A 16,941-nucleotide genomic window follows, 5' to 3' on the forward strand; every position below is an offset into this window, starting at 1 on the left:
TAAAAAACAGTTCGCCCGAGGTTGGGTTCTTCCTGGCCCCCGCCAACCCAGGTTTTTTCTGTCTGACCTGTAGTGCTATCACCCTCACGGTCGGTAATTTGCCGGTAACTCATGCCGTGTCGGCGTCTTCTCTTCGTGATAGTGCGGTTTGCCCTGGGGGGAGTTCATCAAGGTCGAATTGGCCAGGATCGTCTCCGTCAGCAAACAGTCCTCGCCTTCCCCGAACCAGCAGGCCAGCGCCGAGTTTCGGTTGCCGTGCATGTCCACGACGGCCGGCCAGTTTTCGATGCCGCGGGCGTCACTGGGGGCTATGTCGGGGTAATGCTTGGGCGGCAGGACCAGTGCATCACCGGGCCGCAGCCACAGGTCAGCCAGATAAATTTCCCTGGCCGCAGGACGCCAGCGGGCGACGCTGATCACCAGCGGCAAGCGTCCGTAGCGGGAAAAGAACGCGTGGGGGAAGTTGTGGTATTCGAGGTCGGTCGGGTTGTAGGTCAGCAGCTCGCGCTGGCGCGCCGGGCCCAGGTAGGGCGATTGGTGGCCGGCCCATTTGCCGTAGGTGTATTGGCCCAGGATCAGTTGGTCGTACTCGAAACGCAGGCATTCGCCGTTGCCGAGCAGGGTCATGCCGAAGGCTTGCGCCGTTTCCCTGGTTGCCCAGATGGGGGCGTAGTGCACTTCGCTGGCGTGGAAGTCGAACGTCTTGATCCAGTAGGAGCCGGTGTTCGTTGGAACCTCACGATCCCTCCAACTGATGCCGGAGTAGCGAGTGCCCACGGACAGGGATGGATTCTCGGGGCTGAGCTGGATCAGGTTGCCGCGCACCTGGACACTCGGCTGCGCCAACCCATGGTCGTTGAACAGATAGGGAAACCGGCGGGGATCGAGCGCTGTTTCCACGCCGTCGCCGATAAAGGGAACACTGTTGAAGACTTGCATCGTATGGGGACCACGCACGCAAGAGGGCTAGAGGGAATGGCAGTCAATCAAGTCATGAAACCTGTGGGAGCGAGCTTGCTCGCGATAGCGGTGGGTCAGCTTGCACCAATGTTGGATGTGCCGCCGCCATCGCGAGCAAGCTCGCTCCTACAGGGGGGAACTATCGGGTATCAACTATATGGACGATGCTGCTCGCGCAACCAATCCATGCCGTGAGGTTGGCGCCAAGCCCGGACTGCGGCGCGCTTTTCAACCTGGGTCAGGCACAAGGCGTCCATCCAGTAGTAGACCATCAACAGGTGAAACACCTCATCGCCGCGCCGGTCCCAAATGACGTCGTCCTGTTGGCGGCCCGGTTCGATGGGCTTGAGCCGGCAGTCGCCCTGGTCATGCATGCCCTGCAGGCAGGTTCCCGTCTCGTAGTTGATCAGCAGTACCGGGTGGTTGATTTCCGGGTAGGGTTTTTCCAGCTCGGGCATGTACCAGAATTGCCCTGGGTTGCACCTGTCCGGCGTCTGCATGGCGATACGGGTCCGGTTTTGCGGATCCACTGCCAGCGCCGGTTTGTCCCCAGTATTGTTGCGCACGATGTACAGCGCGGTGCGAGGGTCCTGCTCGGTACTTGCCGTCTTGACCAGCTTGACCTTGCCGAACGAGTCGTGGGAAAGCCGAGCCTTGATCTTCACCGTTGGGTTGAGGTCTTTGCCTGACTGGCCGAAACCGGCAATGAGTCCATCGACACCGGGCACCTCGAAGTCATTCCCCGCCAGCACATAGGTCAGGCCGGACAACGGGTTGGGTTGCATGTGCTTGGTCAGCGTCTCCCAACGTGCGAGCGAGACTTCGCTGGCGCCGTTGGCCAGCAGGGCCTCGCGCATCGCGTACCCCGGGTAGTAGCGTGAGTCGCGCGGCCAGCGTTCAGTGGCCATCAGCAGTTTCTGCCCGCTTTTTTGTCTCAGCAGCAAGGCCAGTCCATCCCAGAACTGTTCAAATTCCGTGGTCGATGCATTCGCGGCGGGTGGGTAGTGGAAGCTCTCGCTGGTTTCCTTGCTTTTGTTGTCGACGAACACCATTCGCAAAGCCGGGCCGGTTGCCGCGGCCTTGGGCGTGGTTTGCCGCCCGGAGCGACCGAGGACCACCACCGACTCCTGCCAATTGGCTTCGATTTCCGCCTTGTAGCTGGTGTACCACTGGTAGGCCTGTTCCAGTGCCGTACGGGTCTCGCCTTCCTTGACGAAACGATAGACCGGCGAGATTTTCAACTCCACGACCGTAGGGTCGTCCGGCAGCGATTCACGCCATTTGCCGAACTCCGCGTTGCAGTTGCTGGGGTCCACTGCGTTGAACGCGATGGCGTGAGTACCGCCCTGGGTGGTCAGGTTGGCGTTGCGGTGGGCGATGTTTTTCTTGACCGTTTCCGAGATCGAGGTGGTCGCGCTACCGCTGACAAAGGCGCCGTATTCGGCCTTGACCATCGCATCGAGGGTATTGGTCTGGCTGAGGAAACTCTTGAGTGCGGTCATCGCATAGTTCAGCGAGCCGCCGACGGTCACTTCGCTGACGATATCGGCGCCAAAATCGACGAGGAAGTTGAAAAACGCCGTCGGATTGCCCGGATCGAACGCCTTGGGCAGGTCATCGACACGCTTCTTGAACGCTTCAGTCGCATTGGCCGGATTGACTTCGAAGGTCAGTTTCCATAACCGCACGGTGTGACTGTAGAGCGCGGCTTCGCGCTCTTCGAGCGTCTTGATGTCACTGCCGAAGGTGACTTTGAAACCGGCGGAAAAGGCGCCGTATTTACCGGAGGCTTCGACACTCGTCTGGGTATGTTTTTCGAACTCGTCGCGGGAGGAAAACGTCTCGGTTGAGAAATTCTCGGTGGCCACGACGGTGGACATGGTGACGTTTTTCCCTACGTTGTAGGCTGTTTTCCGGTACGGCACGGCACGTTTGCCCGACTCGGTATCGCCGACCTTCTGACACTCCTTGCTATCGCCGGCCCAATCGAGCCGGTTCAGTCCACGCCCCAGCAGTTGCGAACCGCCGATATCGCGCAAGTCTTCGCCTGCGGTGCCCTTCAGTCCATCGTTCATCGCCTTTCTCCCATCGCTCAGGTTGTATCAACTGGGTGCCAATTGATGGGAGTGAGTATCGGGAGGGCCTTGATAACCGGACAGTCCAGAGCAGTGTCAGTCCGGTATCAGTTTGGTATCAGGCCAAATGCCATCTTTTCATTAACTCGCAGAGAGGCGCTGGAGTACACTCGATCGGCTGCCGTTGTCCCAGGGTAGAAGGGTTATCGACATGGACTCCCGACACAATACCTTTGCTGCCCTGCCCAAGCGTGATGCCTCGATATCCGACGGTCGTGTGCTGTTGGACGCGGTGTCGTTGAAAGGACTGCGCAAACAGCATGGCCTGAGTCAGGAAACCCTGGCCGAGGCCTGCCTGAACCGGCATTTGTGCGTCTCGATCGCCTCCATCAAGCGCGCCGAAACCGGCAAGCCGGTGCTTTATCGCACCGCTCGGCACCTGGCGACGGCCTTCGGGGTCGATGTGAGTGCGCTGCTGGGCGATCCCGCCTCGGCGGCTTTGGTGCACATCCAACAGACGATGACCGAACTGCACCAGATGGCCTTTGCGCAACAGGCGCAGAAACAGGTCGATGACAGCGTCATTCGCTACGTAATTGAACTGTCCTTTCGGATCGATGGGGTGCCAGCGGCGACGTTCATGGATGAAGTCGAGCGCCTGGTGCGTCAGTTCGGTGGCGTGCCACTGGGGATGACGCAGGATGTGGTGATCGCCCAATTCGGCTCTCCGCAGGCGTATCGCAGCGATAGCGAACGGGGCCTGCTCTGCGCGTTGGCGCTGAGCCGCGAGCAATTCGTCACGCCAGGGCATGCCTTGGTGCTGCGGCTTGTGCGCCTGAGTGCCGAAGCGACAGCCCCCCATGTTGAGCCTGCTTTGCTCGCGCAAAAGCCGTTGCTGGATCGTCATGGGAATGCGCCGGTGTATGTTGCGCAGAATCTGCTGGAACAACTCGCTGCCCGGTTTGAGTTTTCCGCCTCCGACGATGAGTTTCAGGCCTATCGCAAATGCCTGCGCCTGCGCAGCCTCGACGAAAACGCGCCGCGTCCGTTGGTGGGGCGAGCCATCGAGCTGTTGCAGTTCAAGGCAGTGATCGAGGCTACCCAGGAATGCCAGGATGGGCACGTCGTGTATGTGCGCGGCATGGCGGGCATTGGCAAGACCCGGTTGGTCAGCGAGTTTCTCGAAATGGCTCGGCAGCGTGGCTTTGCCTGCCATCGCGGCGATGTGCTGGATTTTGGCATGGATAACAGTCTGTGGCCCCTGGGGCAATTGGTGGCCAGCCTGCTCAACCTCGGAGGGGCGCCGTCCATCAGCGCGTCGCTGTTGGACGCGGCCTTGTCCCGCCTGAAAGTGGCCGCCGAACATCGCATGTTCCTGCAAGTGCTGACGGGCGTGTCGTCTGCCGAGCCGCCCATCCTGTATGGCGCGATGAGCAACCAGGCCCGTACCCAGGGGCTGTTCCAGGCTTTGCTCGACGTGTTGCTGCGCGTCGCGGTGCAACAGCCCTTGGTGATCTGCTTCGAAGACCTGCACTGGGGCGACACCACGCTGTTTGCGCTGCTGGGCAAGCTGCTCGATGCCACTGACGAAGCGCCGGTTGTCTGGCTGCTGACGTCCCGTCCCGAAGATGACCCGCTGGGCGGCGAAATCCGTTCGTATTCCTCCAGCCCCATGAGTCTGCTCGATATCGCGCCGATCCGGGCGCGGGAGGCCACGGTCCTGGCGGAGCAATTCATCGATGTCGATCCGCGCTACCGGGCTGAATGTGTTGCCCGCGCCCAGGGCAATCCGCTGTACCTGACGCAACTGCTGTCGAGCCAGCAAGGTATTTTCCCCGACAGTCTGCGGCATCTGGTCCAGACCCGCTTCGACAAGCTGGCTCCCGAGCAACGTCGCGCCCTGCATTACGCCGCGGTGCTGGGTAATCGTTTCGAGCTGACGCTGTGGCGCCAAGCGCTAGGACAGCCCGGTTATCTGCCGACGGCGGACATGCGCCAGGGGCTGCTGCGGGAAGTCGAGCCAGGCAGCTATCTGTTTGTCCACGACCTGGTCATGCACTGCCTCTACGACGCGATGCCCACGTTGCTTCGCGAGCAGTTGCACAGTGAAGTGGCGAGCCTCTACCGCGAGCGCGACCGGGTGCTCCATGCCCAGCATTTACTGCGGGCCAACGATCCGGCGGCGTTCGACGCGTTGTTGGTAGCCATGGGCGAAAAACGCCTGGCCTGCCAATACGACAGTGTCCTTGCGCTGGCGCGGCAGTGCGCGGCGTTTGCCGAGCGTACGCAGGGCAATTTTTCCTTCGCGTTGCTGTGCGGCCAGGCGTGCTCGGGCCTGGGCCAGACCGTGGAGGCTCGGGCGCATTTCCAGCGGGCCTTGGCCTTGGCCGAGCAGCCACAGGATCAGATCGAGGCTGCGCTGGGGCTGGCAGCGGTCCTCAATACCCTCGACTGCCTGGACGAGGAAGAGCGCCTGATCGAGGACATGCAGCCCATCGCCCGGGCCATGCAGGCGCATACGGCGCTGGCCCGGTTGAATCACTTGCACGGGAATATCTATTTTCCACGGGGCGATTACGCCGAGTGTCGCCGGCTCCATGAAGAGGCCTTGTCCTGTGCCCGCATCGGTCGGGATCTGGAGACCGAGGCCAAGGCCTTGAGTGGCATTGGTGACTCCTATTACGCACAAGGGCGCATGCAGACCGCCTACGAGGTGTTCGATCAATGCGTACGCCTGTGCGAACGCAATGGGCTGGCGCACGTGGAGGCGGGCAATCGCAGCGCCCGTGGATCGGCGCAGCTGTACCTGGGGCAGCGGGAGCAGGCCTTGCGTGACGCCATGGAGGCCATCGAATGCAGCACCCGGCTGGGCAATCATCGGGCACAGGTTTTCTCGCGGCTCACGGCGGCCTGGGTGCTGGTGGCGGGCGGCCAGGATGCCTTGGCGGAGCAAGAGCTGACCTGCGCCCTGGCACTGGCGCGCAACCTCGGCGCCAGCCGTTTCGAAGCGATCCTGCTGGAAGGGTTGGCGCGCGTGGCGTTGCGCCAGGGCGAGCGCGGGCTGGCGCAGACCTTGATCATGGAGGCGGCGAGCCTGGTGGAGCGCTTCGAGCTGCAGCGCTACATCGGGCCGTGGGTCTACGGCAGCCTGGCGATGATCAGCGACGATGGGCCGCTAAGCCAGCAGGCCTTGGCGAAGGGCGAAGCCCAGCTCACCCTGGCCTGCCTGGCCCACAACGCTTTGCGCTTTCGCGTGGCCGCCGCTGAAACCTGCCTGTTGGCGGGCAATACCGAACAGGCGATCTGGCATGGGCAACAGATGGCCGCATTGCCCGAGTCGGCGTCATGCGCCTGGATCACCCATCATGTGCGGTTGATCGACGTGGCCGGGCAGTGGCTGCGCAGCGCCGATCAAGCCAGCGGCGAGAAGTTGAAAGGGATGGCACGTGAAGCGCAGCAGATGGGATTCGTGGCGACGATGCCGAGGTTGCTGCAAGTGCTGGATGTGTGATCGCTCCAGACACACCGTTGATGCTTGAGGCAAAACCGCACTTCGCCGACGAAGCGCGGTTTTTTTTGCGTTTTTTTAGATGTGCCGTGTATTTAGCGACTGGCCGCCAGGAATTGCTCGGTGCTCACCACACTCGCATAGGCAAACCCCAGTGCCGCCATGAACGCGGCATGCACCTGGGCAGCCGGCACGACGACGCCGTTGAATTCCAGGTCGAGGGTCGCGCAGGCATCATGGATCACCGTGACGCCGTAGCCCAGGTCCGCCGCCGCCCGCACCACACCGTCGACGCACATGTGGCTCATGCTGCCGACCACCACCAGTTGTTCGATGCCGTGCTGGTCGAGGATGGCTTGCAGTTCGGTTTCGCGAAACGAATTGACGAAGTGCTTGAGCACTACCGGTTCGTCGGCGCGGTTGAGCACCTTGGGGTGCAACTGTGCGCCTTCGGAGCCTGGGGTGAAGAAGGGGGCGTCGTCGGAGGTGAATTCGTGGCGGATATGCACCACGCTGTCGCCCGCCTGGCGAAAGGCTTCGATCAAGCGTGCGGCGTTATCGGCAGCGGCTTGGGCGCCGACCAACGGCCATTTGCCCTGGGGGAAGTAGTCGTTCTGGATATCGACTACGATGAGCGCTTGTTTGGACATGAGGGCTTCCTCGATCAGATTGGGTGTGAAGCCAGTATTGGCTTTTGCCGCCGCTTCGAGGATTGGCCGCAACGACAATAAGCGGGGGAAAACTGACAATGACGCAGCAAAGGGCAGTCGCCGAGCTCGGGGTGCTCATCTATCCCGGTGCGCAATTGGCGGCGGTGCATGGCTTGACCGATCTGTTCGCCGTGGCGCAGCGGATCGCGGCCGAGCATGCCAGCGTGCAGTTGCCAAAGCTGCGGGTGAGTCACTGGCAGACGGAGGAGGGCGGGGCTCCGCTGCGGGTGTTCGACAGCGAAACCGGCCCGGTGGGCAAGCTGGTGGCGTTGTTGATTCCACCGTCCCTTGCCGGTTTCAGTGACGGCTTGGTCTCTCAGGCTCTGATGGATTGGCTGCGGGCGCGGCATGCCGACGGCACGGTGCTGGGCGGGGTTTGCGTGGGCTCGATCCTGCTGGCCGAAAGCGGCCTGCTCGACGGGCGCAGCGCCACCACCCACTGGACTTCGGCCAAGACCTTTGCCGCGCGTTACCCGAAGATCAAGCTCAACGCCGACAAACCTATCGTCGACGACGGCGACCTGATCACCACCGCCGGGCTGATGGCTTGGTCGGAACTGGGGCTACGCCTGGTGGACCGCCTGCTCGGGCCCAGCATCGCCACGCGCACGGCGCAATTTCTGGTGATTGAGCACAGCGACAGCGCGAGCCAGTGTGGCAGTAATTTTGCGCCCATCCTCGGCCATGGCGACCCGGCGATTCTCAAGGTCCAGCATTGGTTGCAAAGCAGCGGCGCGGTGGAGGTTTCCCTCGGTGCAATGGCCGAACGCGCCGGGCTGGAAGAGCGCACATTCCTGCGCCGGTTTCGCGCCGCCACCGGGCTCAAACCCACTGAATACTGTCAGCACCTGCGCGTCGGCAAGGCCCGGGAGATGCTGGAGTTCACCAATGGCACCATCGACCACATTGCCTGGACCGTCGGTTACCAGGACCCGAGCGCCTTTCGCGCGACGTTCAAGAAAATCACCGGGTTGGCGCCGAGTGATTACCGGGCGCGGTTTGGGGTAAGTCCGCCGAGCGTTCCCAAAGGCTGACGCTGTGCCTGCAGCCTGGCATCGTGCAATTTGCGGGATGCCTGCCATGGGTCGTGCAGAATGAAACAGGCCCGGTGCTATCAACTGCGCACAATACGCCCGCTTGGCTGACCGTCATGGCCTATGCCACCGTTGGCCTGATCTCTGCACCTTCCCTTATCCAAAGCCATCGAGCGCAGGAAAAAGGGCAACGCATGACACCAGTCAATCGCAACAAGCGGGTAGTGGCCTATTCGGTCAATCCACAAGCGCCGCGCCATGAAGTCGAGACCAATCGTGCACTGGCCCGGTGGCTGGCACAGATCCTGGGATGGGAATACGGCGACAGTCACGACCCTCAGGCCGGACATGATCTTTATCTGTTGCCCACGCAAACCCTGATCGGCACCGAAACCTTGATGCGCCTGGGGGTCAAGGGGCCGGAGGATGTGTGGGGCGGGTATGTCGAGCATGATTTTATCTGCACCAAGGCGATTACCCATGGTCTGTTGAATAAGGACGCCGTGGCGCCCAAAGGCTGGTCGCCGCTGTTTGCCAAGCTCACGCGAGGCGCGGTGCTCGATGGCGTGACGGTCTTTTCGCTCAAGGATGCGCGCCCCGCCGCCGAGCACTTGCTGTACATCGGGCCGATTCGCCTCAAGCCGATCCATGCCTGTGCCGGACGTGGGCAACGGCTGATCAGGAGCCTGGCGCAGTTCGATGAAATTGTCGCCGAGCCTGACGCCCAGGCGCTGTTTCGCGATGGGGTGGTGCTGGAGCAGCACCTCAACGAGGTCAAGACCCAGAGCGTCGGCCAGAGCTTCATCAACGGCAAGGTCCTGAGTTATTGCGGCGTGCAACACCTGACCCACGACAGCGAAGGGGTGGAGGTGTACGGCGGGTCGGACCTGCTGGTGGTGCAGGGCGGCTATATCGAGTTGCTCAGGCTCGAACTGCCCGACGATGTGCGCGAGGCGGTGCGGCTGGCGCAAGTGTTCGATGACGCCGCCAACCAGGCCTACCCGAGCTTTTTTGCATCGCGGCGCAATTACGACATTGCCCAGGGCCTGGATGCCGCCGGCCAGCCGCGTGGCGGTGTATTGGAACAGTCATGGCGCATGGGCGGCGCCAGCAGCGCCGAACTGGCGGCGTTGCAAGTGTTCGTCGAAGCGCCGCAAACCAGCGCGGTGCGGGTGTCCTCGGTGGAGACCTACACCGAGCAACCGCTGCCGCCCGGCGCGAGGGAGGTCTATCGTGGCGCGGCGCACAACGGCGACTTCCTTCTCAAATACGTAACGGTTCAATCCTATGACGGCTAGAAGTGAAACCATTCAGATCGAGATTGACGATGAACGCATGAACGGGACATTCCTGAGTCCCAAGTCGAAGGTCCCCGGCGTATTGTTCGTGCACGGCTGGGGCGGTAGCCAGGAGCGGGACCTGGAACGGGCCAAAGGCATTGCCGGCCTGGGTTGCGTGTGCCTGACCTTCGACTTGCGTGGGCACACCGGCGGGGCGGGGATCCCCTTGGCACGGGTCACCCGCGAGGACAACCTGCGCGACCTGTTGGCGGCATACGACCGACTGCTCGCGCACCCGGCCTTGGATACCTCGGCGATTGCCGTGGTGGGCACCAGTTATGGCGGCTACCTGGCTTCGATCCTGACGTCGTTGCGTCCGGTACGCTGGCTGGCCCTGCGGGTGCCGGCGCTGTACCGCGATGAGCAATGGCACACGCCCAAGCGCGACCTGGACAAGACCGACCTGCTGGATTACCGCAGCACGCTGGTGCACGCCGGAACCAATCGCGCCTTGCATGCGTGTTCGCAGTTCACCGGCGACGTGTTGCTGGTGGAGTCCGAGACCGATGCCTACGTGCCCCATGCCACCATCATGAGCTACCGGGCGGCGTGTCAGCAGACCCACTCGTTGACCCACCGGATCATCGACGGCGCCGACCATGCCTTGAGCGACCCCGTGTCACAGCAGGCCTACACCTCGATCCTGGTGGACTGGATCACGGAAATGGTGGTGGGAGAGCGGTTGAGCATTATCCAGGAGCGGTAGATACGTGGTGTTCAGGCGGGCCTCATCGCGAGCAAGCTCGCTCCCACAATGGATCTGTGTGAACCCGAACTTATGTCCCAGTCATCCCTGTGGGAGCGAGCTTGCTCGCGATAGGGCCAGGCCAGGCACCCCATCACTTGAGCCCAGGCTTGACCCGCAACGCCTTGGCCTTCGCCTCGATCACCAGGTACATCACCACGGTAATCAGCAACGGCAGGATGAAGTAGATCGCCCGGTAAGCGATCAGCCCCGCCAACAGGCTGCCCCGCGACACTTCATGTTGCAGCAGCGCAACGAACACCGCCTCCAGCACCCCAAGCCCGGCCGGAATGTGGGTGATGACCCCGGCAATGCTGCTGATCAGCAACACCCCGAGCACCACCGGATAATCCAGTTTGCTGGGCAGCAACGTGAAGATCACCGCCGCCATCAACGACCAGTTCAGCGCGCCCAACGCCAGTTGCAGCACCGCCATGCGCAGCGATGGCAGGTTGATTTCCATGCCGCGAACGGTCCACGCCCGGCGCTTGGAAAACCGGCAGGCTACCAGGTAACCGGCACTCACCAGCAACAACAACGCGCCGACGCCTTGCAGCGCATCGCTGCTGAGTTTCCAGCCTGGCGGCATGGTCACCAGGCCGCTGCTGAACACCACGCCGGCCAGGGTCATGTAGCCGAACCAGTTGGTGGCCAGGCTCAGGCCAAGGATCTTGGCGATGTTCCCGGTGCTGACCCCCAGCCGCGAATACAGCCGATAACGCATGGCGATGCCACCGACCCAGGCGCTGAGGTTGAGGTTGAACGCGTAACTGATCACCCCCACTGGCAAGATCTGCCGCCAACCCAGTTTCTGGCGGATGTAGGTGCGACCGATCAGGTCGAAACACGCATAGGTGATGAAGCTGGTGACGGTCAGCGCGGCGGCGATGATCAAGGTGCGCACCTTGAAGTCCGCCAGGGTGGCGAACACTTCCGACCAGTCGATGCGTCGGGCCAAGGTGGTGAACAGTACGATCAACAGCAGGAAAAACGCCAGGGTCAGCGGTCTTTTCCAGCGGCTCCAGCGGGATTTGGACTTGGACTGTTCCGGCGCATGGGCATCTCTCGGCGCGGCGTGCGCTTCAGAGTGGTTCATGGGGTTCGCTCCGGACCGCCGTCGGCGGCGAAAATGGTTTCAGACGCGGTTTATGGGCGGGCAGCCAGCCGGCCCAGGCCGGGAAATGGCGCAAAAAGTGGAACACCATGAAACCGATGGTCATGCGCCACAACAGGCCCCGGGGGGCGTGGTCCTTGGGCATCGCGGTGCAATGGTTGCGGCTCAGGTAGTCGAGGCGCTCGAACAGCTCGCGGTTGAACGCCCGGTCGCGGATCAGCACATTGGCTTCCAGGTTCAGGGACAGGCTCAGTGGGTCGAGGTTGCTCGAACCCACCGTGCTCCAGTCCTCATCCACCAGGGCGACCTTGCCGTGCAGCGGTCGCTCGCAATATTCGTAGATTACCACGCCGGCCTTGAGCAGGTAGCTGTAGAGCATGCGTGCGGCGAGCTTGGCGATCATCATGTCTGGCTGGCCCTGCAAGATCAGCCGTACTTCCACGCCGCGCCGTGCCGCGTTGCGGATCTCGCGCAGCAACCGGTAGCCAGGGAAGAAATAGGCATTGGCGATCACCACCCGCCGCTGGGCGCTGCGCAGCACATGCAGGTAGACCTCTTCGATGTCGGTCTGGTGTTCGTGATTATCCCGGTAGACCAGGCGCACCTGGCCGTCGTGGTCGCTGAACGCCAGCTCGTTGCGGCGGCTACGGCGGCGTTGCCACCAGTATTTGGCCCGGGCGGGCCGGCCACTCTGCAACAGCGCGAAGTGGTGGATATCCACCACCGCCGGGCCTTTGACCTCCACGGAATAGTCCTGCTTGGCCTCGGCGCCGAAATCGCCCAGGTGGTCGGCGGAAAAGTTGATCCCGCCAATAAACGCAATCACCCCGTCCACCACCACGATCTTGCGGTGCAGGCGGCGGAACCAGTTGGTGCGGATCCCCAGACGCCGGGGCGCCGGGTCGAACATCTGCAAGCGCACCCCGGCATCGCTCAGCGATGCCAGGAAACCGGTGGTCAGCTCACCGCAGCCGAAGCCATCGAGGCTGACGGTAATGCGCACGCCACGCGCGGCGGCTTCGACCAACAGGTCCCGTAGTTCATTGCCGACCTTGTCCTCGAACAGGATGAAGGTCTCCAGGAGGATTTCTGTCTCGGCCCGGCGAATCGCTTCGAAGACCCTGGGGAAATACTCTTCACCGTTTTCCAGCAGCGTGACGCGATTGTTGCCGTGCCAGCCGTATTCGATATCCGTCAGCGCCGGGTTGCGCTCGGTGGGTGGCGCCTCGACCTGCTCAACTGTCGCCTTGTTCATCGTCGCGCTCATAATTCGATCTCCACCGACAGCGGTGCGTGGTCGGAAAGGTGCGACCAGGGTCGTACGTTCAACACCTTGGGATGATGGGCCTTGAGATTGCGCACGTAGATGCGGTCCAGGCGCAGGATCGGCAGGCGCGCCGGAAAGCTGCGGGCCGGTTTGCCCCACTGTTCGGCGAACACTTCCCGCAGGCCGCAGGGCTCGAGCAGTTCACTGGCCTTGCCGCGCCAGTCGTTGAAGTCGCCAGCGACAATCACTGGCGCGTCGGGCGGCAGTTCGCTCAAGCGCTGGCAAAGCAGCTTGAGTTGCTCGACACGATGACCTTCGCGCAGCCCCAGGTGCACGCAAATGGCATGCACTTGCGGTCCATCGCCCGGCAGGCGCAGCACGCTGTGGAGCATGCCGCGGTTCTCATGGCCGCTGATGGATACGTCCAGGTTGTCGTGGCGGATGATCTGGAATTTCGACAACAGCGCGTTGCCGTGGTCACCCGCCGGGTACACCGCGTTGCGCCCGTAGGCGAACTGCGGCCAGAGGCTGTCGGCCAGAAACTCGTACTGCGGCATGCTCGGCCAGTTGCTGTAGCGCTGGGGATGGTGTTCGTGGGTGCCGTGGACTTCCTGCAAGAACACCACATCGGCGGACACGCTGCGCACCGCTTCGCGCAGTTCCGGCAGGATGAAGCGCCGGTTCAGGGCGGTGAAGCCCTTGTGGGTGTTGACCGTCAGCACGGTGAAACGGCTGACCCGGTCGAGATCCTGGGCCTGTTGCTGGGTCGGCTCGTGGGTCGCTTCGCTGGTTTCCGTGCTGTTCATGGCAACACCCCTTCGGCCGGGCGTTCGCCGGGCGCGGTGGCGAGGTCCTTGTCCAGATGGAAGTGTTCCAGCAAGTGGCGTGCGTCATAGGGCGCGCGGACTTTGATGTCGTTGTCGAAATAGCAGAACACTTCCCGGCTTTTGCGGGCCCGGGGCTTCTTGTCGGGATCGATCAGGTGGGCGTCGGCGGGTTGCTTGCCGTGGCTCCAGGCCTCGATCCGGTCGCCCCAGCGCTTCAACGCCTCGTCGGTATAGCCGCTGGCGTACAGTTCCTCGGCACCGTGCAGGCGCAGGTAGACGAAATCGCTGGTGACGTCTTCGCGATAGGGCCATTTGCCGGCGGTGTCGGCGATGACCAGGGCCACGTCGTAGCGCTTGAGCAGCGTGACGAAGTGCGGGTCGATAAAGCTGTCATGACGGATTTCCACGGCGTGGCGCAGTGGGCGTTTTTTGTCGGTCGTGGTACTGGCGTGGCCGTCCAGGCGCGGCTCGTGCTCGCGGGCCAGGGCGGCGGCGCCTTCAGTGTCGTGGGGCAGTTGCTTGAGGAAGTCTTCGAACAGCTCGGGGTCGAATTTGAAGCTGGGCGGAAACTGCCAGAGGATCGCGCCCAGCTTCTCCTTGAGCTCCAGCACGCCGGAGGCGAAGAAGTTGGCCAGGGGCTTGCGGATGTCCCGCAGGCGCTTGATGTGGGTGATGAAACGCGGGGCCTTGATGCTGAACACGAAGCCGGGCGGTGTCTCGGCGTACCACTGGGCATACCGTTCGGGGCGTTGCAGGGCGTAGAACGATCCATTGATTTCGATGCTGTTGACCGCTCGCGAGGCGAATTGCAATTCCCGTTTCTGGGTCAGCCCCTTGGGGTAGAAATCCCCCCGCCAAGGCGTGTAGCGCCAGCCGGAAATACCAATGTGGATCGCCGTCATGTATCCCTCCCGTGCCAATGACCTCGTACTGCCTGTGTTTTGTGATGACTGTCGCGCGGCCCGGAAAGTTTCGATGGGGTGCCCAGCGGTGAAGTGATGCTCTGATCGTTCCCATGCTCTGCGTGGGAATGCATCCCGGGACGCTCCGCGTCCCTTCCAGAGCCGAACGCAGAGCGTCCGTAGAGGTATTCCCACGCGGAGCGTGGGAATAATGAGCGATGAACTTGCCCGCCCGTTGTTGATCAGTTCCTTACCGATCCCGTGTGAAGGAGCCTCGCGTTTTGTCTCGATTGAGCACTGTATTGCTGCTGTTCCTGCTGGCGATGACCGGCACCAGCGCCTACGGGACCGCCGCTGTCCCTGGCACCTCCCAGCCCAGTGAAACGCCCGCCGAACCCGCGCCGCTGGTGCAGGGCGGTTTATTGGGGGCCATCAGTTCGAGCATCGATGACGTCCAGGACAAGCTCGATCTCAACCAGAGCCTGGTGGATGCCTGGCGCCTGCGGGCGGACCGGGCGGCGGATGAGGTGGACCGGCTGGTGGACCAGACGTCCCGTTCGTCCTGGCGCGTGGCGGGGGATTTCCTGTTGTTGTCGAGCGTCTGGATCGGCGCTTTTGCACTGATCTGGTCGGGGGCGCGGCTGCTGCTGCGCCATCTGGGCCGGCGCCGCTGGCTGCGCACCCACCAGCGCGTGCGCGACCTGCTCGGTTATCTGCTGCCGTATACCGCTGCGGCGTTGATCTGCCTGCCGCTGACCCTGTACGTCAGCCACTTCCTGCAGGTCTCGGTCGGTCGCGCCCTGGCGCTGTGCTTCGCCTATGCCACTAGCAGCGGCATTTTCTCCACCTCGGTGTTGCTGTGCGTGATCGTGATGTTCAACGCCGGCCACAAACGCCGGGCGGTGGCGATGATCCGGCGCTTCAGCCCCCGGCCATTGTTCATGATCGGTTTTCTCGCCGCCCTCAGCGATGCCCTGACCAGCCCGCAGATCGCCCGGCAACTGGGTGGCAACATCACCAGCAGCATCGCGGTGTTCACCGGCCTGTTCGCCTCGGTAATCTTTGGCTGGCTGGTGATTCGCATGCGCCGGCCCGTGGCGCACCTGATCCGCAACCGCCCGCTGGCCCAGCGCCTGAAGCAACCGGCCTTGCAGGAGTCGCTGCGGATTTTCTCCGGGCTCTGGTATTGGCCGATCCTGTTGATGGTGCTGGTGTCGGCGGTGAGCCTGATCGGTGTCGGCGAGGACAACCAGAAAGCCCTGCGCTGTGCGTTGTTCACCACCATCCTGCTGATCGCCACGGTGTTCCTCAGCACCGTGTTCCAGCATGTCTTCAAGTCGCCCAAGGCCGAGGCCATCCAGCGCGACAGCGCCTACAAGGGCCGCCTGTTGAGCCTGCTGCACGCGTTGCTGCGCATCGTCATGGCGGTGGTATTCATTGAGGTCCTCGGACGGATCTGGGGGATTTCCCTGTTCGAGTTCGCCTCGCGCAATGCCATAGGCCGGGCGATCAGTGATTCCTTGAGCCGCATCGGCCTGATCTTCCTGATGACCTGGCTCACGTGGGTGGTGCTCGACACGGCGATCCAGGAAGCCCTGAAACCGCCGCTGAACAAGCGCGGGGCCCGTCAGCCCAGCACCCGGGTCAAAACCATCCTGCCGCTGTTGCGCAACGCCGCGAAAATCATCCTGGTGGTGATTTGCGCAATCACCACCATGGCCAACCTGGGCATCAACGTCGCACCGTTGCTGGCCGGTGCCGGGGTGGTGGGGCTGGCGATCGGTTTCGGTTCCCAGCAACTGGTGCAGGATGTGATCACCGGGCTGTTCATCATCATTGAAGACACGCTGTCCATCGGCGACTGGGTGGTGCTCAGCTCCGGCCACGCCGGCACCGTCGAAGGCCTGACCATCCGCACCCTGCGCCTGCGCGACGGCAAGGGCTTCGTGCATTCGGTGCCGTTCGGCCAGATCAAGGCCGTGACCAACCAGTCCCGGCAATTCGCCTTTGCGTTCTTCTCCGTGCAGTTCACTTACGACACTGATGTCGACCAGGCCATCGAGCTGATTCGCGAGGCCGGGCGTTCGATTGCCGAAGACCCATTCCTGAAATTCAACCTGCAAGGGCCGCTGGATGTGTTCGGCGTGGACAAGATGGATCTCAACGGCGTGGTGCTCACGGCGCAGTTCCGCACGGTGTCCGGCGGGCAATATGCGGTGAGCCGGGCGTTCAACCAGCAGTTGAAGAAGCTTGTGGATAACCACCCGGCGGTGCACTTCGCGCAGACTTATCCACAGCAGGCGGTGTTGCCCAAGCGGTTGGTCGAGGAGCCGAAGGCAGGGGAAGAGTTGCCTGATCAAGCGCATTGATCGTTCCCACGCTCTGTGTGGAATACCTCTGCGGACGCTCCGCGTTCGGCTTCTTGGGGACGCGGAGCGTCCCTGGCTGCATTCCCACGC

The 16,941-nt window shown here is 62.7% G+C and carries 12 protein-coding genes; 5 read left to right on the forward strand and 7 right to left on the reverse strand.

Annotated features, from left to right (window positions below; all coding sequences use genetic code 11):
* Nucleotides 1–84: 84 nt before the first annotated feature.
* Nucleotides 85–939 (reverse strand): hypothetical protein, encoded by an 855-nt coding sequence (locus tag AB4O22_RS30110; protein ID WP_460095686.1) that lies wholly within the window; start codon nucleotides 937–939, stop codon nucleotides 85–87.
* A gap of 170 nt (nucleotides 940–1,109) precedes the next feature.
* A complete protein-coding gene (locus AB4O22_RS30115) occupies nucleotides 1,110–3,035 on the reverse strand; it encodes an MAC/perforin domain-containing protein (protein ID WP_460095688.1) in 1,926 nt (641 codons plus the stop codon).
* Between the two features lie 211 nt (nucleotides 3,036–3,246).
* Here AB4O22_RS30115 and AB4O22_RS30120 point away from each other — a divergent pair, with 211 nt between their 5' ends.
* On the forward strand, nucleotides 3,247–6,546 hold the full coding sequence (locus AB4O22_RS30120) for an AAA family ATPase (RefSeq protein ID WP_460095689.1): 3,300 nt from the start codon (nucleotides 3,247–3,249) through the stop codon (nucleotides 6,544–6,546).
* A gap of 92 nt (nucleotides 6,547–6,638) precedes the next feature.
* Here AB4O22_RS30120 and AB4O22_RS30125 read toward each other — a convergent pair whose 3' ends face one another.
* A complete protein-coding gene (locus AB4O22_RS30125; protein ID WP_223471834.1) occupies nucleotides 6,639–7,193 on the reverse strand; it encodes a cysteine hydrolase family protein in 555 nt (184 codons plus the stop codon).
* Nucleotides 7,194–7,291: 98 nt separating this feature from the next.
* Here AB4O22_RS30125 and AB4O22_RS30130 point away from each other — a divergent pair, with 98 nt between their 5' ends.
* The 3 genes from AB4O22_RS30130 (at nucleotide 7,292) to AB4O22_RS30140 (ending at nucleotide 10,333) form a co-directional block, all read left to right on the forward strand.
* Entirely contained in the window at nucleotides 7,292–8,287 is a 996-nt protein-coding gene (locus AB4O22_RS30130; protein WP_460095691.1) for a GlxA family transcriptional regulator, read from the forward strand.
* 194 nt (nucleotides 8,288–8,481) lie between these two features.
* Complete coding sequence (locus AB4O22_RS30135) at nucleotides 8,482–9,585, forward strand: DUF3182 family protein (protein WP_223471832.1); 1,104 nt, start codon at nucleotides 8,482–8,484, stop codon at nucleotides 9,583–9,585.
* On the forward strand, nucleotides 9,575–10,333 hold the full coding sequence (locus AB4O22_RS30140; RefSeq protein WP_003206064.1) for an alpha/beta hydrolase family protein: 759 nt from the start codon (nucleotides 9,575–9,577) through the stop codon (nucleotides 10,331–10,333). Before AB4O22_RS30135 ends, AB4O22_RS30140 begins: the two co-directional genes overlap by 11 nt.
* Before the next feature lie 133 nt (nucleotides 10,334–10,466).
* On the opposite strand, the gene AB4O22_RS30145 is transcribed toward AB4O22_RS30140, so the two are convergent.
* From AB4O22_RS30145 to AB4O22_RS30160, 4 genes are read right to left on the reverse strand one after another with little or no spacing between them, the layout of a single operon-like run.
* Nucleotides 10,467–11,468 (reverse strand): lysylphosphatidylglycerol synthase domain-containing protein, encoded by a 1,002-nt coding sequence (locus tag AB4O22_RS30145; protein WP_028237105.1) that lies wholly within the window; start codon nucleotides 11,466–11,468, stop codon nucleotides 10,467–10,469.
* Nucleotides 11,455–12,753: a cardiolipin synthase ClsB gene (gene clsB, locus AB4O22_RS30150; RefSeq protein ID WP_003206062.1), complete on the reverse strand. Its 1,299-nt coding sequence runs from the start codon at nucleotides 12,751–12,753 to the stop codon at nucleotides 11,455–11,457. The genes AB4O22_RS30145 and clsB overlap by 14 nt, the downstream gene beginning before the upstream one ends.
* Nucleotides 12,750–13,559, reverse strand: a complete 810-nt coding sequence (locus AB4O22_RS30155; RefSeq protein WP_223471831.1) for an endonuclease/exonuclease/phosphatase family protein — start codon at nucleotides 13,557–13,559, stop codon at nucleotides 12,750–12,752. Before AB4O22_RS30155 ends, clsB begins: the two co-directional genes overlap by 4 nt.
* Nucleotides 13,556–14,482: a DUF72 domain-containing protein gene (locus AB4O22_RS30160; protein ID WP_460095693.1), complete on the reverse strand. Its 927-nt coding sequence runs from the start codon at nucleotides 14,480–14,482 to the stop codon at nucleotides 13,556–13,558. The genes AB4O22_RS30155 and AB4O22_RS30160 overlap by 4 nt, the downstream gene beginning before the upstream one ends.
* A 281-nt stretch (nucleotides 14,483–14,763) precedes the next feature.
* Here AB4O22_RS30160 and AB4O22_RS30165 point away from each other — a divergent pair, with 281 nt between their 5' ends.
* Nucleotides 14,764–16,851, forward strand: a complete 2,088-nt coding sequence (locus AB4O22_RS30165; protein WP_223471830.1) for a mechanosensitive ion channel family protein — start codon at nucleotides 14,764–14,766, stop codon at nucleotides 16,849–16,851.
* Nucleotides 16,852–16,941 lie beyond the last annotated feature (90 nt).

This window comes from Pseudomonas sp. S3_B11 (assembly GCF_054667715.1).

Bases quoted from the DNA above. Each gene is read 5' to 3' on its own strand.
- clsB (WP_003206062.1), bottom strand. From the start codon at position 12,753: ATGAGCGCGACGATGAACAAGGCGACAGTTGAGCAGGTCGAGGCGCCA.
- AB4O22_RS30140 (WP_003206064.1), top strand. From the start codon at position 9,575: ATGACGGCTAGAAGTGAAACCATTCAGATCGAGATTGACGATGAACGC.
- AB4O22_RS30155 (WP_223471831.1), bottom strand. From the start codon at position 13,559: ATGAACAGCACGGAAACCAGCGAAGCGACCCACGAGCCGACCCAGCAA.
- AB4O22_RS30135 (WP_223471832.1), top strand. From the start codon at position 8,482: ATGACACCAGTCAATCGCAACAAGCGGGTAGTGGCCTATTCGGTCAAT.
- AB4O22_RS30145 (WP_028237105.1), bottom strand. From the start codon at position 11,468: ATGAACCACTCTGAAGCGCACGCCGCGCCGAGAGATGCCCATGCGCCG.
- AB4O22_RS30160 (WP_460095693.1), bottom strand. From the start codon at position 14,482: ATGACGGCGATCCACATTGGTATTTCCGGCTGGCGCTACACGCCTTGG.
- AB4O22_RS30110 (WP_460095686.1), bottom strand. From the start codon at position 939: ATGCAAGTCTTCAACAGTGTTCCCTTTATCGGCGACGGCGTGGAAACA.
- AB4O22_RS30130 (WP_460095691.1), top strand. From the start codon at position 7,292: ATGACGCAGCAAAGGGCAGTCGCCGAGCTCGGGGTGCTCATCTATCCC.
- AB4O22_RS30115 (WP_460095688.1), bottom strand. From the start codon at position 3,035: ATGAACGATGGACTGAAGGGCACCGCAGGCGAAGACTTGCGCGATATC.
- AB4O22_RS30125 (WP_223471834.1), bottom strand. From the start codon at position 7,193: ATGTCCAAACAAGCGCTCATCGTAGTCGATATCCAGAACGACTACTTC.
- AB4O22_RS30120 (WP_460095689.1), top strand. From the start codon at position 3,247: ATGGACTCCCGACACAATACCTTTGCTGCCCTGCCCAAGCGTGATGCC.